This is a genomic window from Carnobacterium divergens DSM 20623 (genome assembly GCF_000744255.1).
In the GTDB taxonomy this organism is placed as follows: domain Bacteria; phylum Bacillota; class Bacilli; order Lactobacillales; family Carnobacteriaceae; genus Carnobacterium; species Carnobacterium divergens.
The window spans coordinates 1284834-1300839 of the sequence record NZ_JQLO01000001.1 but is presented as its reverse complement, the minus strand read 5'-3'; the positions used below and the strand labels follow the sequence as shown (position 1 = coordinate 1300839).

The 16006-nt window shown below is 33.7% G+C and carries 18 protein-coding genes; 17 read left to right on the top strand and 1 reads right to left on the bottom strand.

Annotated features, from left to right (window positions below; genetic code table 11):
* Positions 1–192: 192 nt before the first annotated feature.
* The 3 genes from BR52_RS12545 (at position 193) to BR52_RS06360 (ending at position 2540) form a co-directional block, all read left to right on the top strand.
* Entirely contained in the window at positions 193–915 is a 723-nt protein-coding gene (locus tag BR52_RS12545) for a MerR family transcriptional regulator (RefSeq protein ID WP_051915649.1), read from the top strand.
* Positions 912–1481 carry a GNAT family N-acetyltransferase gene (locus tag BR52_RS06365; protein WP_034570486.1) on the top strand — a complete coding sequence of 190 codons (570 nt, stop codon included), beginning with the start codon at positions 912–914 and terminating at the stop codon, positions 1479–1481. Before BR52_RS12545 ends, BR52_RS06365 begins: the two co-directional genes overlap by 4 nt.
* A gap of 66 nt (positions 1482–1547) precedes the next feature.
* Positions 1548–2540 carry an alpha/beta hydrolase family protein gene (locus BR52_RS06360; RefSeq protein WP_034570483.1) on the top strand — a complete coding sequence of 331 codons (993 nt, stop codon included), beginning with the start codon at positions 1548–1550 and terminating at the stop codon, positions 2538–2540.
* Positions 2541–2683: 143 nt separating this feature from the next.
* Here BR52_RS06360 and BR52_RS06355 read toward each other — a convergent pair whose 3' ends face one another.
* Positions 2684–3427 (bottom strand): MerR family transcriptional regulator, encoded by a 744-nt coding sequence (locus BR52_RS06355; RefSeq protein ID WP_034570480.1) that lies wholly within the window; start codon positions 3425–3427, stop codon positions 2684–2686.
* 103 nt (positions 3428–3530) lie between these two features.
* Here BR52_RS06355 and BR52_RS06350 point away from each other — a divergent pair, with 103 nt between their 5' ends.
* The 14 genes from BR52_RS06350 (at position 3531) to BR52_RS06285 (ending at position 15759) form a co-directional block, all read left to right on the top strand.
* A complete protein-coding gene (locus tag BR52_RS06350; protein WP_034570475.1) occupies positions 3531–5273 on the top strand; it encodes an ABC transporter ATP-binding protein in 1743 nt (580 codons plus the stop codon).
* Positions 5263–7041, top strand: a complete 1779-nt coding sequence (locus BR52_RS06345; RefSeq protein ID WP_436627662.1) for an ABC transporter ATP-binding protein — start codon at positions 5263–5265, stop codon at positions 7039–7041. Before BR52_RS06350 ends, BR52_RS06345 begins: the two co-directional genes overlap by 11 nt.
* A gap of 329 nt (positions 7042–7370) precedes the next feature.
* Complete coding sequence (gene nrdD / locus BR52_RS06340; RefSeq protein WP_034570473.1) at positions 7371–9563, top strand: anaerobic ribonucleoside-triphosphate reductase; 2193 nt, start codon at positions 7371–7373, stop codon at positions 9561–9563.
* Positions 9564–9622: 59 nt separating this feature from the next.
* A complete protein-coding gene (gene nrdG / locus BR52_RS06335) occupies positions 9623–10186 on the top strand; it encodes an anaerobic ribonucleoside-triphosphate reductase activating protein (RefSeq protein ID WP_034570470.1) in 564 nt (187 codons plus the stop codon).
* A gap of 203 nt (positions 10187–10389) precedes the next feature.
* Positions 10390–10788: a hypothetical protein gene (locus BR52_RS06330; RefSeq protein ID WP_034570467.1), complete on the top strand. Its 399-nt coding sequence runs from the start codon at positions 10390–10392 to the stop codon at positions 10786–10788.
* 10 nt (positions 10789–10798) lie between these two features.
* Positions 10799–11104, top strand: a complete 306-nt coding sequence (locus BR52_RS06325; RefSeq protein ID WP_034570464.1) for a hypothetical protein — start codon at positions 10799–10801, stop codon at positions 11102–11104.
* 15 nt (positions 11105–11119) lie between these two features.
* Positions 11120–11797 (top strand): DUF5081 family protein, encoded by a 678-nt coding sequence (locus BR52_RS06320; RefSeq protein ID WP_034570462.1) that lies wholly within the window; start codon positions 11120–11122, stop codon positions 11795–11797.
* Positions 11797–12114, top strand: a complete 318-nt coding sequence (locus tag BR52_RS06315; RefSeq protein ID WP_034570459.1) for a hypothetical protein — start codon at positions 11797–11799, stop codon at positions 12112–12114. Before BR52_RS06320 ends, BR52_RS06315 begins: the two co-directional genes overlap by 1 nt.
* A complete protein-coding gene (locus BR52_RS12845) occupies positions 12115–13305 on the top strand; it encodes an EndoU domain-containing protein (protein WP_236707192.1) in 1191 nt (396 codons plus the stop codon).
* Positions 13306–13436: 131 nt separating this feature from the next.
* The gene (locus BR52_RS06305; RefSeq protein WP_034570457.1) at positions 13437–13844 is read left to right on the top strand and encodes a hypothetical protein; all 408 of its coding nucleotides are present in this window, start codon (positions 13437–13439) and stop codon (positions 13842–13844) included.
* Positions 13845–14322: 478 nt separating this feature from the next.
* The gene (locus BR52_RS06300; protein ID WP_156099052.1) at positions 14323–14460 is read left to right on the top strand and encodes a hypothetical protein; all 138 of its coding nucleotides are present in this window, start codon (positions 14323–14325) and stop codon (positions 14458–14460) included.
* A complete protein-coding gene (locus tag BR52_RS06295) occupies positions 14457–14804 on the top strand; it encodes a hypothetical protein (protein ID WP_034570453.1) in 348 nt (115 codons plus the stop codon). Before BR52_RS06300 ends, BR52_RS06295 begins: the two co-directional genes overlap by 4 nt.
* Before the next feature lie 317 nt (positions 14805–15121).
* A complete protein-coding gene (locus tag BR52_RS06290; protein WP_236707191.1) occupies positions 15122–15322 on the top strand; it encodes a hypothetical protein in 201 nt (66 codons plus the stop codon).
* Between the two features lie 20 nt (positions 15323–15342).
* Positions 15343–15759: a hypothetical protein gene (locus BR52_RS06285; RefSeq protein WP_034570452.1), complete on the top strand. Its 417-nt coding sequence runs from the start codon at positions 15343–15345 to the stop codon at positions 15757–15759.
* Positions 15760–16006: the final 247 nt, after the last annotated feature.

The following is a 16006-nucleotide window of genomic DNA, read 5'->3' as shown; positions in this document are numbered from 1 at the left end:
AAGGTCTTTGCATTTTCTATATCTATTTCCTCTGGTGCTTAAGTATAAAAATAATCTAATATACCTTTGAATATGCTATATTGTTGCTTATCAATCAATAGAAGTGGTGCTGATGATGATTGTTCTTTTGAAAAAAAGAAATCCTTGACCTTTGGGTTACCCGAAGGTTTATAATAGGGATGAGGTGAGGGAATGTCAGAGAAATTAATGACGATTTCAGAGTTGGCAAAAGTATTTAAAATAAATCAGCACACGATTCGACACTATGAAGAAAAAGGTCTATTGCAACCATCTGAAGTAAGTGAAAATGGGTATAGAAAATATGGGTTATCGGAAGCATATCAGCTATCTTTTATATTATTTTTAAAAGAATTAGGATTAAGTTTGGCAAGTATTAAACTACTTATTGAAGAGGGATCAAGAAGGGATTATACAAATGTACTGTTAGAAAAAAAAGAAAAAATTAAAGAAGAAAAACTACGTTTAGAGAAGATAAGTAAGATGGTTGATGAACAAATTGAAATTAGTTCAAAAGCGAAAGAAGAAATGTACTCAATTAGTTACGCCATTAAGTTGACTTTACTCAAGCGTATGCCACTATCAGAAAGTTTTGGCATCTCTGATTTAGCTGAAATCAAATTGAGTTCGGGACTTTTTATGGAAAAAATATATTACATTATCCATGAAACCTTTTATGATATATGCATTGAAGAAGCCAAAGGAACACACATTAGTATTAGTTCAGGAAAGTATTATTTTCAATTAATTGAAATAGGCAGTGAAAAAGAAGTAGATAAAGAAATAGAACATGCACTATTAAATCACGGGTTCCCTCTAATTGCGATTGAAGATAGCGAACGTTTTTTAACAAATGGAAATCGAATCACCATCAAAGTCTTGGGAGAGGAAAAATGATAGTGATAGAAAAAATAAACAGTTTGACTGAACAAGATTTAACTCTTTTATTCAAAGGATTTAAATCAAAATGGCAGAGGTTGCTAAAGGTCTATTCTTTTGAAGAATTTATTAGATTATATAACAGTGCAAGTTTAACAGAAACCTGCTATAGAGTTATTTATAATGGGCATTTAGCAGGTATTTTTGCTATTAGTGGAGATTTTTCCAAAAAGAAAAATGACGCTATTAGAATTCGGAATTTTTCTGACTGGCGTTGGCATATCGGGCTAAAATTACTAAGTGTTAAAGTTGCAAAAAAGGAGTGTTATCTATCATTTCTTGTGATTGATGATAATTTTCAAGGTAAAGGGATTGGGAAAATGTGTTTACACTATATTGAAAAATTCACATTGAATTTAAATAAAATGAATTGCATTACATTGTTTGTTTCAACTGAAAATAGTAGAGCTATAAAGTTATATGAACATCAAGGATTTAAAATTGATAGCCAATTACATTCGTTCTTTACAGAATATTTTATTGGTGAACGAAAATGGTATAAAATGAAGAAAGTGTTGAGTTGAAGAAGTTTTTTGAGGTAGGCATCTTTATTTTTAGAAAAAATTAATAATAAATGAGGTGTGAATAAAATGAAGAAAGCGACGATTTCAGTGATTGCAATACTCATTATTTTAATAAGTATTATTGTTTATAATAATGAATTTGATATGATTGTCAAAGATGAAACCGTTAATATCGGAAAAGAAAGTATAGCAGTTGAATATGCTCAGCCAAAAAAGAAGAGAGAAAAACCCGGTTTAATTTTATTTATACATGGCGATGGACCAACTAATAAGAATGGTGATGAAGGGTATTATCCAGCATGGGAAACTCTTGCAAAAGAAAATTATATATCCATTAGTTGGGACAAAGCAGGCGTTGGGGGTTCCACGGGAAATTGGCTGGAACAGGATATGGTTGATCGAAAACAAGAAGCGGAAAAAATATTGAAGTGGGCACTTGAAAAATTTGATCTTGATTTAAGGAAAGTTGGTGTTTGGGGAGCCAGTCAAGGAGGTTGGGTTATAACAAAACTATTAAATGAAAATAAAGATGTGAAATTTGCAATTGGCGTTGCCCCAGCGGTAAATTGGATGAGACAGGGGAAGTTTAATACAATTAGTGATATGGAATATGAAGGTTATTCTAAAAAGAAAATTGATGAAAAATTATTGATAGAAACTCAAGTAAATGACTATTTAAAAGAAAATGATTATCAAGGGTACCTGGATAGTAATTTAGAAAAAGATGTTTTAGAAAAAGACAGATGGGATTTTATTCGTAAAAATATGGACTTAGATAATACTTCAGAGCTTGAACAAATTAGTAAACCTTATTATTTAGTAATAGGTGACCATGATCTTAATGTTGATACGAAAGAAACAGAAAATATTTATAGAGATCACATAAACAAAGAGTATTTAACAGTCTATCCAATTTCAAATGCGACACATAGAATGTTAAAACCAAGACATCAAAAAGATAGTAGGATGACAGTTGTGGAAACCATTTTTAATCCTAGAAAAATTTTTGCACCAGATTACTTTAAAGCACTCAAAGAGATAGCATCGAAAAAAAAATAATTCCAGTGCTGTTTAATACAAGATTTTTAAATCATACTACTAATAATGATAGGTTAAATATAAACGGGCCTAGCAAAAGACGCTTTAAACAAATAATCATAAAAAAAGAGAATCTTAAAAGATTCTCTTTTTTTATACATAAATCAGCGAATTTCAATCCAAGCATGATAATAATCAAATCGCTCCTCCTCAGCAAAGCTAACAAGATATCTTGCTACAGTAAGTCCTGTTGTATATCCTAAGTTTGTTAACGCGTCAAGATGTTCTTGTAGGTTGTGAATAGTTGGTTCTTGAATTGAAACCTTCAGCAGGCATTCTTTAAAGTACCTTCTTTCTTTGGATTTCTGCCACAGAACTTCTTGATTTTTTTGATTGGTAGAGGCTAAACCATATTCAATTTCACTGCTTGAAGATGAATTTATTTTTAAAAGAAAGCTTGAGGGGTCTGCTAAGTACGTAGTCACACTTTCCTTATCTGTAATATCTAGATGGATCATAAAATCAAAATCCGGCTGACTATCCTGATAAAGTTGCTTTTGCAAATACTTAACCAACTCTATCTTTTTAAGACGAGTACGAATGCCTAATTGAACATTCTTTAACCGTTCAATTTCATTTGTTACGCTCAACTCAGTTTCTATAAGAACATCGGATAATGAAGCCGCATCAAAAGTAGTTATTTTTTTTAATTGCTGAATGGGAACATTTAAACTTCGATAAAATTGAATATCGGTTAGTTCAATTAATTGTGTTTCCGTATAAATGCGATACCCATTTTCTGGATTGCGTTCAATCTGAATCAAATTTTCTGCATCCCAATAACGCAAAGTAGATTTTGGAATATTAAATAAATCTGATATTTCTTTAATTGAATAATGTTCTTCCATTTACACACCTCTTTTTTCAATTATAATAGAAACTCCATTGACATTCAAGTTACTTTAACCTTTATACTAAGCTAAGTAGAAATAACAGAAAGTTGGTAAAGTTATGAAATTAGTGATTGATTTTTTCAAAAAAAATAAAAGATTAAGTAGTGCAACAGTTGTTGCACTTTTGTTTCAAATTTTAGGAACACTAGGAGTTCCACTTTTAGTTGCTAAATTAATTGATGAAGGCATTGCTAGTGGCGATCCTATACTAGTCTATGAAATCGGGTTGCAAATGGTAGGCGTGGCTTTTTTTGCCGCTATATCAGCAATCATAGGAAGCTATTTATCGGCTCAAATGGCAGCTTCATTTGGTTATCAAATTAGAAATTTTTTTTTTAGAAAAGTACAAAAACTGTCCTTAAAAGATACAGAAGAATTTGGTGTTGCGTCACTGGTCAACCGAACGAGTAATGATGTGGACAATATCCAACAGGTGATGATTTTATTCTTACAAATGATTTTGCCAGGCCCAATCATTTCTATCGTCGCAATTTATATGACATATTCGCTTTCACCAAAATTAACGATTGTTCCAATTCTTTCAATGCTTATTTTCTTAATGGCTGTTTTTATTTTAATGAAAAAAAGCAACCCTTATTCAAGAAGTGTTCAAATGAAAATGGATCAAGTAACCCGAGTTTTCAGAGAGTTTTTTATGGGTATCAGTGTTATTCGTGCCTTTGGCAATCAAGAATATGAAAAAAAACGGACCGACCAAACTTTCAAGGAATATGCAGACAATACCATTAAGTTAAACCAAGTCTTTGCTTGGTTGACTCCAACTGTTCTTTTTTTGATGGGATCTTCTCTAGCAGGAATTTTATGGATTGGAGGAAATGAAGTTGCACTTGGAAAACTTCAAATTGGCAGTATTACAGCAGTCGCCGAGTATACTATTATTACCTTAGCTTACCTTGTAATGGCAGCCATGGTGATAGTAACGATTCCAAAAGGGATGGCGTCGGTTTACCGAATTCAAGAATTATTAACTAAAGAACCAGAAGTTAAAGACTTAGCAATTGTAAATGCAGACAGTCAAAAGAATCAAAAAGAAGTTGTAGCCTTTAAGAATGTCACCTTTTCTTATCAACATGCAGCAGAACCAGTATTACAAAATATTAGTTTTGTTGCTAAGCGAGGAGAAGTGACCGCTATCGTTGGTGGGACGGGTTCTGGAAAAAGTACGATTGCTAAAGTATTATTACGCTTTAGCGAAATAACCTCAGGAGAAATTCTGTTAAATGGACTGGCAGTTCATGAACTTTCTCAATTTGATTTACGCAAAAAGATTAGTTATGTTCCACAAAAAGCATATTTATTTAGTGGAACAATTGAAGAAAATTTAAAAACAGGCAATCAAACAATTAGTTCAGACGAATTGGAACATATTATTAAAATTGCTCAATCCGACTCCTTTATCCATTCACTGGAAAAAGGAATACAATCAAAAGTTGCACAAGGTGGGAGTAATTTTTCAGGTGGACAAAAGCAACGTTTGGCCATTGCTCGTGCATTAGCTAAGCAAGCAGATGTTTATGTTTTTGACGATAGCTTCAGTGCCCTCGATTTTAAAACAGATAGCAGACTAAGACAAGCATTGAAAGAGGAACTAAAAAATAAAGCAGTAATCATTGTAGCGCAACGTATTAGTACAATCAAAGACGCAGATCAAATTCTTGTGTTAGATGAAGGGGTGATGGTTGGAAAAGGCACTCATACAGAACTCCTTGAAACCAATCCGATTTACCAAGAATTCGTTGCCTCACAAAGTGCAAGTAAGGAGACACAAGATGATGAATAAAAAGATTTATCTAGATAGAAGTTTTTGGCGTTTCTTTAAGATTTTAATGATTGAAAAAAAAGCTTTTATTTTAATGGCTTTTTCCAGTTTAATTTCTAATTTATTAATGACTAGTATTCCCTTTATTATGGGAATCGGAATTGATCGCTTGCTTCATATGATTCAAGAAGTAGGACTGCGTGGTGTGACAATTCGCCAGACTCATGAAATACTAAGCCCATTGATTTTAATGATGATCAGTTTTGAACTGATCACCTTTTTCTTCTCATACACTCAGGAAAAAACAATGGCAAAAGCGAGTGAAAAAATAACATTAAATTTAAGAACCCAGTTAACAACAAAATACACAAAATTGCCGATGGAATTCTTTGATACTCATCAAGTAGGAGATATCCTAAGCCGTTCCACAACAGATTTAAACAAAGTTGCCAATGTTTTATTAACGGGTATTAATCAAATGATGTCCTCAATTGCAACTATTTTCTTTGGTGTATTGATGTTATTTTATATCAGTCCAGCATTAACTGTTGCCGTCTTGGGAATCATGGGAATGAACTTTTTTGTAACGAAGTGGATTTCAGCAAAAAATAAAGAGTTTGCTGAAAAAAGCTATAGTGAATTAGGACACTTAACGAATTTTGCAGAAGAGTACTATACTGGTAATATGATTGTGAAATCGTTTAATCAACAAAAAGCGGCAATTCAATCTTTCAACAAAATCAATCTAAAACAAACCAAAGCCTTTAAGAAAGCTCAATTTGTTAATTTTGGTATCTATCCCCTGATTCGTTTTTTAAACCAGCTAGCTTTTGTTGTAAGTGCAATTTTTGGAGCGAAATTAGTGTTATCAGGAGCTATGAGTTTAGGAACGATTCAAGCCTATCTGCAGTACGTCAATCAAATATCGGAGCCACTAACACAATCTTCTTATGTTATAAATTCAATCCAAAGCGCGATGGCTTCAATGGAGCGTATTTTTGAAATACTAGATGCAAAAGAAGAAATGGAAGAGGCTAAAACCGTCGTTGAATTAAAAAATCCACAAGGAGAGATAGCCTTCAACCATGTTCAGTTTGGCTATGATTCTAAGAAAATGCTCATGGAGGATGTTGATTTTGTAGCAAAAGCTCATGGGACGGTTGCTATTGTGGGGCCAACAGGAGCTGGAAAAACAACTTTGGTCAATTTGGTATTACGTTTTTATGAACTAAATGGAGGTGAGATTACCTTCGATGGTGAACCCATCACCAACTTATCAAGAAGCCATTTAAGAAGTATGTTTGGAATGGTCTTACAAGACACCTGGTTATTTGAAGGGACAATTGCTGAAAATTTGGCTTATGGAAAAAGAGATGCGACTCGTAATGAAATAATAGAAGCGGCTAAAATTGCGCAATGCCATCATTTTATCCAAACCTTATCAGATGGCTACGACACCATTATTTCCAGTGAAGAAAACATGATTTCCCAAGGTCAACAACAGTTATTAACGATTGCTCGCATTATTTTAGCCAATCCAGCAATTGTGATATTAGATGAAGCAACCTCAAGTGTTGATACCCGAACAGAAATTGAAATTCAAAAAGCAATGAATCACGTAATGAAGGGGAGAACAAGCTTTGTCATTGCCCATCGCTTGTCGACGATTCAATCCGCAGATTTGATCTTAGTAATGAAAGAAGGAACAATTATTGAACAAGGTACTCATTTAGAATTGCTTAATCAAGATTCTTTCTATTCAGATTTGTATAACAGTCAATTTTCATAATACTCGTCAAAAAAGAGAATGTTAATTCATTCTCTTTTTTGTTTATAAAAGAAAAAACAGAAAAAACTTCAAAAGGATTGTGAAATAAATAAATAGCTGAATTTGACGGTTTACAGCCGTTCTTTAATCAATAAGCTCTTTTCTCTATTTTAGTAAAAAGATGATGAACACGAATTTTATGCTTTAAATGAATTTTTAATGGAAACTAACACATACTACATATAGTGTCAATGAATAAAATAATTTTCTAATACACAAGATATTGATTGTAAAATAAATTAGAATGAGATAGAATAAATGAGGTAGAGAACAAAAGGAGTGACGTGTAAATGATAAATGTTGAACAGGCTGAAGATAGTACAGCTAACTTTAAAAGTAAAAAACTAAACGTCTTTGTGATTAAAAGAGATAGTCGGTTAGTACCATTTGACAACCAAAAAATTTACGATGCCTTAATGAAGGCAGAAGCACAGTTAAATGGAAAAATAACACCAGAAGTAAAGTCTGAGATTCAAGAAATTGTCTATAAAATTGATCAAGAAATCACAGATCGTTTCCAAAAGGATATTAAAATTTATGAAATTCAAAATATTGTTGAGCATATTTTAATCGCAGAAAAAAAAGTAGCCTTAGCAGAACATTATATCAATTACCGAGCAAATCGAGATTTTGAACGAACAAAAGCAACGGATATCAACTTTACGATTGAAAAATTAATCAATAAAGATCGCTCTGTTGTGAATGAAAATGCTAATAAAGATAGTGAAGTTTTTAACACACAACGGGATTTAACAGCAGGAATTGTCGGGAAATCAATGGGATTAAAAATGTTGCCACCACACGTAGCAAACGCACATCAAAAAGGAGATATTCATTACCATGACTTAGATTATCAACCATATTCTCCGATGACAAACTGTTGCTTGATCGACTTTAAAGGCATGTTAACAGAAGGCTTTAAAATTGGAAATGCGGAAGTTGAAAGTCCTAAGTCCATTCAAACAGCTGCGGCACAAATGGCACAAATTATCGCAAATGTTGCCTCTAGCCAATACGGCGGGTGTAGTGCTGATCGAATTGATGAAGTGTTAGCTCCCTTTGCACAATTAAACTACGACAAGCACTTAGCAACTGCTAAAGAATGGATTGAAGGAGAAGAAAAACAACTTGCCTTTGCAAAAGAAAAAACAGAAAAAGACATTTATGATGCGATGCAAAGCTTAGAATATGAAATCAATACATTGTATTCTTCACAAGGACAAACGCCCTTCACGTCATTAGGTTTTGGTTTAGGAACAAACTGGATTGAACGAGAAATTCAACAAGCAATTTTAAAAGTACGAATTAAAGGAATAGGCAAAGAACAACGTACAGCGATTTTCCCTAAATTAATTTTCACCTTAAAACGTGGCGTAAACTTAGAAGAACAAGATCCAAACTATGATATGAAACAAATCGCCTTAGAATGTGCAACAAAACGGATGTACCCAGATGTCTTAATGTACGATAAATTAGTAGAATTAACCGGTAGCTTCAAAACGCCAATGGGTTGTCGCTCCTTTTTACAAGGCTGGAAAGATGAAGAAGGCAACGACATGAGTTCTGGACGGATGAACTTAGGCGTGCTGACGTTAAACATCCCACGAATTGCCATGGAAGCAGACGGCAATCAAGAAAAATTCTGGTCAATTTTAGAAGAACGTCTAGCCATTTGTAAAGACGGATTGGTTTACCGCGTCGAACGAGTGAAGGAAGCAACACCAAGCAATGCGCCTATTTTATACATGCATGGAGCATTTGGCAATCGCTTAACAAAAGATCAATCAGTAGACGAATTATTTAAAAATCGTCGTGCAACAGTATCGCTAGGCTATATTGGCTTGTATGAAGCAGCGACAGCCTTTTTTGGAGGAGAATGGGAAAAAGACCCAGCAGCAAAACAATTTACGTTAGACGTTCTAAAAACCTTGAAAAAACATACGGATGCTTGGTCAGATGAATACGATTATCACTTTAGTGTCTATGGTACACCAAGTGAAAGTTTGACAGATCGCTTCTGTCGTTTAGATACTGAAAAATTTGGACAAGTTGAGAATATTACAGACAAAGAATACTACACAAACAGTTACCATTATGATGTGCGTAAAAATCCAACTCCTTTTGAAAAGCTTGAATTTGAAAAAGACTATCCAAAATATGCAAGTGGTGGTTTTATCCATTATTGTGAATATCCTAATATGCGACAAAATCCAAAAGCATTAGAGGCAGTATGGGATTTTGCCTACGATAAAATCGGTTATTTAGGCACCAATACTCCGATTGACCACTGTTATGAATGTGATTTTGAAGGAGACTTCGAGCCAACTGAGCGAGGATTTGAATGTCCACAATGCGGCAATCATGATCCTAAGACATGTGATGTTGTGAAAAGAACGTGTGGCTACTTAGGTAACCCCCAAGCGCGTCCAATGGTACACGGCCGTCATAAAGAAATTTCCTCTCGTGTTAAACATATGAAGTAACTAAATAAAGTGCTGCCAAAAAAGTTTGGCAGCCTTTTTTCGAAAGAATGGTGAGACAAATGAAAAATCCTAAACCGCAAGAATGGCAATCGACGCAATTGACAAAACACCATATTGCCGATTACAAGCCTTTTAATTTTGTAGACGGGGAAGGCGTACGTTGTAGCCTATATGTAAGCGGCTGTTTATTTGCTTGTGAAGGCTGTTATAACAAAGTAGCTCAATCCTTTCAATATGGAACTCCTTACACAAAAGAATTAGAAGATCGTATTATCGAGGACTTAGCAAAACCTTACGTTCAAGGGTTAACGCTACTTGGTGGAGAACCTTTTTTAAATACTGGTGTTACAATTCAACTAGCCAAACGAATTCGAGTAGAATTTGGTTCAACAAAAGACATTTGGTCGTGGACTGGCTATACATGGGACGAACTAATGATGGAAACTGCGGACAAATTAGAATTGCTAAGTTTGATAGATATTGTGGTAGATGGACGTTTTGAATTAAGCAAAAAAGACCTAAGCCTCCAGTTTAGAGGAAGTTCCAATCAGCGAATCATCGATGTACCTCGTTCTCTTACTAAAGGCCAAGTGGTGTTATGGGAAAAAGGAATTGATTTATAAATTACTTAAATTAAAGAGTGATAGAGTCTCTGTATTAAGAGGTTTTTCTATTGCTCTTTTTTTATTTTTTTGCTTTTTAATAATTATAATTTCTGTTTTTTAATCATTTTTAAGTAAAAATAAACATACTTAAAAGCTATAAAAATACAGGTGGATATGATACCATTTTAATAAAGCGAGTTATTAAAAGAAGGAGAGGAAGAATGAGATTTCAAACAGACGCCTACAAAGAAAAACGAGATGCATACGAAAAGCTAAAAAATAAATTGGCAAGCAGAGTCACCCAACATCAAACAGCACTTTCTTCTGCCGATGAAATTTATCAAAAAAGCAAAGGAAGTGGTTTTTACTCCAATAATTTAGATTTGCCAAATAAGGACGCGGACACTACCTTTAGAACACTAGAAACGGAGTTAAGTACGTTGTTTACCACCCAAAAAAATGATGCAGCATCCTTACAAGCAGCTTCAAATAAAGCCATAGAAAAGTATAACGAGTACAGTGATTTATATGAGGCTGAAAAGAAAAATGAAGCCGATTATAAAAAAGAACAAGAAGAAAAGAAACGAAAAGAAGCCGAAGAAAAAGCCAAAAAGAAGTGAGGTGTATGAATTGAGTAATATCCACATAAATGGAAGCGACTTAGCAGAAGCTATTTCTACCTCTACCCAGCTAACAGAAGAACTTTCCAGTAGTTTAGCGGATATCAAAACCTTGGAATCACTATCGCAAGGAAGTGATCGAACTTGGACTGGACAATCAAAAGAAATTTACTTAATGTATCTTGATATTTTAATTGAAAGTCACAAAGAACTTGAAAAAATTGTTAAGAATCATCAAAAAACAGTTAAAAAATTAAAAAAAGATATCAAAGCATACGACGAAGCAGGAACGATGAGTACCATTCGAAGTATTTGATAAAAAGGAGCTTACATGTCGATTTCATATTTTTCAACAGAAGAACTTTTTGTTTTAACCGATATTTTAGAACTACCAGAATTATTTGGCTTTACGGAACTCCCGTATCTACGAATCAACGCACTAGAAAGTATTGAGATAGGGATTGAAAAATTAAAGCAAAAAAAAATAATTCAGGATGAAAAGAAATTAACGAAGGCAGGCATGACCTTACTAAAAATTATTGCCAGATATAGCGAAAGCAACCATTACCTAATGGTGAATAAGTTGTATATTATGCCAGATGAAGTTGAGGCTATCTGTCTTAAAAAAGTAGAAAAAGGCTATCAAATCAAAGTAGCGCCTAATCATACGATTGTCGAGTCCTTATATAAGAATTATTCCATAATTAGTCGCAAACCAAGCGAAAACGAATTGCAATTTCAAAAACAACGTTTAAAGCGTTCAGAAGTACGCCAGCTGAATTTAGAAGATACTGTATATAACGAAGAGCTTGTGACGATTGGCAAAGTAACTCATACGGAAACAGCCCTTGAAAAAGAGGAATGGATTCTTTTTATTTTGGAAGAAACGCTATATGCCGTTCATTCATCAGAAGGTCGTGTCTACTTAATGAGTCAATATTGGTTAAACAAATGGCTAATAGATGAATTTAGTATATCCTACGAATTACCAGAAGGAGTGAGTTTTTAATGGAAAAAATTCAAGTAAATCCAGATGAACTATCTGATATTCGCATGTTTTTAGAAAAAGCTATTGGAAAGTTAGAAGCAGCAGTCGATTACAGTCAAAAACTACAAAATATTCCTTATTATCAAGAAGGCGAAGCATTAGGAAAGGTTGCATTTTATCCTATTTTAACAACACGAATTACTGAATTACAGACTCATTATTCTCGCTTGTCAGAATATGTTGCGTTTACTGGGGAGACCTTTGTAGAATTAGATGAAAGTCTTGCGAATGCTACGGAAGAACCTTATGAACAGGCAAAAGGAGGCAGGATTTTATAGATGAATGTCCAGTATAATGAAAGTGAGTGGGAGAAAAAACTCATCTCCGTTAATTACTTAAGCTCAGGAGGAGCAGATGAAGCTGGGAAATCGCTAATTCGCTACTTAAATGATGCGCAAGAAGTTCTTGAAAAAGCAGACGAGAACATCAAAAACTATGATAAAGACAACGAGATTGAATTGTCTTACAGCAATCAAAAATGGAAATACGAAGAATTTAGCGGGAAAATTGAACTATTCAAAATGATGATAGGCAAAGTACCAAATGAAATTTTTAGTGTGGATCAGCTCTTTAACGCAGGAATGGATCACTTTGCAGAGGACCTGAGTAATTTTGATATCAACGGTCAAAGCACCACATCACGAGTAGCGATTCCAAATCCTAACTATTCGGTTGATGGAATGGATCGCGACCCCATGTTACAAAAGGTGACGCTCTCCGATTTATTGTATCCAAAAAGCCCATTAACGCAGTATTTTAAAGAGGAATATGCTAAAATAAAAGAGTTGGGATATGATGTATCCTATGAAGACTATCAAGAATTATGCTTTGCTAGTACAGCATTTGAGTATTATTCAATCGGAGAAGAAAACCGAGATTTAGCAGTGAACATTATTGTAAACGGTGCAATGCTAGCAGTAGGAGCTAGTTTACCATGGAAAATCGCAGCTGCATGGGGTCTAGTATCAGGCGTTAAAAATGGAACGGAAGCAGCTATAGGAAAAGATGCGATCACAGGTAAGGACTTAAGCCCACAAGAGCGAATCGCAAGAGGGATATTTGCTGCATTAGATGTAGGTTTAGCAGGATATTCAGGAGCTAAGGGATTTAAAAATCGGGTGAAGACTCCTAAGAAAGCCAGTGGGGCTAACTCAATTATTACTCCAGAAATGGAAGAAAAAATCCTTTGGGGACAAAGAAAAAATCTTACTAAAAATGAAATAATTGGCGGGCATTCTTCAAGTATTAACAATAATCATCCAAACTTTGCAACTGAGACTATTAAAATTAATCCTGATGGTACAAAAGACATCAAAATTGTTACTCAATTTCCAGATGGAAATCTTTCTAAAATAAAAAATAGTACCGTTTTTCCAAATGGATGGAGTGACACTAAAATTTTAGATAGTATTAAGGATGTCGGGAACTCTCCTATAATCAGTGTTAGAGGACGAGACGGCGCAACATGACATAGAGCAATTGTTGATGATGTAGAGATAGATGTAATTAAGCTAGGAGATAATATTGTAAGTGGTTATCCAACAGGAAAAGTAAATGCACCAATTCCAGGAGGATTTACTAAATAGAGGAGGAAAAAATAATGTATGAAAAAGTAGATGAAGTTTTATCTGAGAATAGTTCAGACAATTACTTTTTTGATGATGAATTTTTGTATGTACGAGAATTATTAAGTGGATTTACAGAAAATGATTGGAAAGATTTAACTCATAATTTAAAGAATAAGGAAGATAAATATAAAATTAGATTAGCCTATTGTATTGATGAGGAAACAGGTATGAATGGCTTCAATGTATTATTAGAATTGCTACACGAAAATGATGAGGTAGTTGAATATGCTTTAGACTCATTACGTTCATTTGATGGAGAACCATATAAAAATTTGATTATTTCAGACATGTCAATAATCGGAAAAGCAGAAAATTTATTGAAAAATGCTAGTTTACCAGTAAAACGAATTTTGGAAGCATTTTTACAACAAAATAAATAAAAAAGGCACTTTATCACGAGACTGGTAATCAAGTGATAAAGCCTTGACTAGTAAGCAGTAACTCACTAATCAAGTTGCCAGTAGCTAACAAACGCAGCTGTATTTATTGTACAAAAAATTTAATATCGAAAAAGAAACGATTTAACTCTATCGTTTCTTTTTCTGTACTTACTGGGAATCAGTCTCCCGCCCCGAGAAAGCCAGTGGGGCTAACCCTCCTAAAACAGATTTTGGCGCAGAGAACCCTGTATCTGGAAAAGATTGGAATAATTATTTTAAAGATAAATATGGTGCTGGAAATGTTAAATGGAAAAACCCAGTTAATTCAGTAGATGACATAATAAATACACCTAGTTCATTGACTAATGTTAATCCTACAGATATTGTTGATTTTGTACAGAAAGAGGGATGGACAGTAACTCCTTTGAAAAAAGGTGGGAACGCGGTTATTCTTTATGAACAAGGCGGAGGATTTAGCATGAATCCTCCAGCAGGAACTAGTGGAAGCTCAAGATATATTCAATATCATCCTGGTGATTTACCGTATTACAAAGTATCTTCGCCAGAACATGGAATTACTAGAATTTATACGAATGGAAAGGTTGTGAAAGAATGATTGAAGACGTAGAAAAATTGGCAATGTTATATGACAGAGTTATGGAAAATCTTCAAGAATTTTCAATGCCTGCAGAGGAACAAATAAAAAAATTGAAAGGTTTTCCAGTTGCTGATGAAGTAGCTTCGGATTTTTCTGATATTACATTAAACTATGCAAAAGAATTATTTGAAAATGCTTGGATAACTTTAGAACAGTATCAGCAATTTTTAAATATTGATGAAAAATTAGATGATATGAGTAAGGATAAAGAACTTTGGTGTGAAGAAGCACTTAGAAATGCTAGTGAATGGGAAAAATGTAGGGAAGCTGGAGCAGAATTGCTAACATCTTTGGGGTATTAAAAAAATCTAGATTTGAGTGTATAGAAAATTCATAAAATAAAAAGGCCCTCTGATTTTTGACGGAAATCAAGAAGATAGAGCCTTGATTAGTAAGCTGTAACTCACTAATCAAGTTATCAATAGCCAACAGAAAGCTAGCTATATTTATTGTATAAAATTTATTATTGAAAAAAGAAGCGATTAAATCTTTATCGTTTCTTTTTCTGTACTTATAGGAGTCAGTCTCCCGCCCCGAGAAAGCCAGTGGGGCTAAGGGTGTAGAAGTAGTTGGGAAAGGTAATACAGGACGGATTAAACCTAATACGTTAAGTGAACAAATGGCTATGCATGAGGTAATGTCAAATCCTTTGAAAAATGCCACAGAATTACCAATTAAGATGAAAGATACAAGATGGCCTTTTGAAGATGGTTGGGTAAAAATGCAAAATAATGTAAAATTATCAAATGGAGATACAATATCAATTCACTATGTTTATAATAAAAAAACGGGATTATTTGATGATTTTAAATTTAAATAATTAACAATGAAAGGAAAATTATGAATAATATTAAAATTATAAAAAATTGGGAAGATGACAGTCTATTAGAGTTAAAAATAGAAGCAATGTCAGAATATATTTCTGTCAATCAACTTTGTTATATTCAAGATACAGATTTGGAAGGAAATGGGATAAAGATCAAAGAATTTTCGTATAATTTTACTAATTCTTGTTATGTGGAATTTGGTAAAAAGGAGGAAAACTTTACTCCTGCATTTTCATTAGAGTTTTTGCCGTCAGATACGAGTGGAAAAATCAAAATAGAGGTAGATATGGAGATAGCAGATAACGAAGAAAGAAAGCATAGATGTTGTTTTTATGTAGATAGTGAAATAGGTCTTGTTGAACAATTTGGAATGAAATTAATTCAAATGGCTACCCAAAATACATTAGAAGAAATAAGTTTAAATATTTAAAATAAAAAAGGCACTTTATCACGAGACTGGTAATCAAGTGATAAAGCCTAGACTAGTAAGAAGTAGACTCACTAATCAAGTTGCCAATAGCTAACAAAAAAAGCTAGCTGTACTTATTGGGAGTCAGTCTCCCGCCCCAAGAAAGCCAGTGGGGCTGATAAGAAAGTTCTTTCTGAACTTGAAAGTCCCGTTTTAGATGGTCAAAGAGTAGAAAGTGGAGCAAAAGTTGATGATGTAAAACCTATTT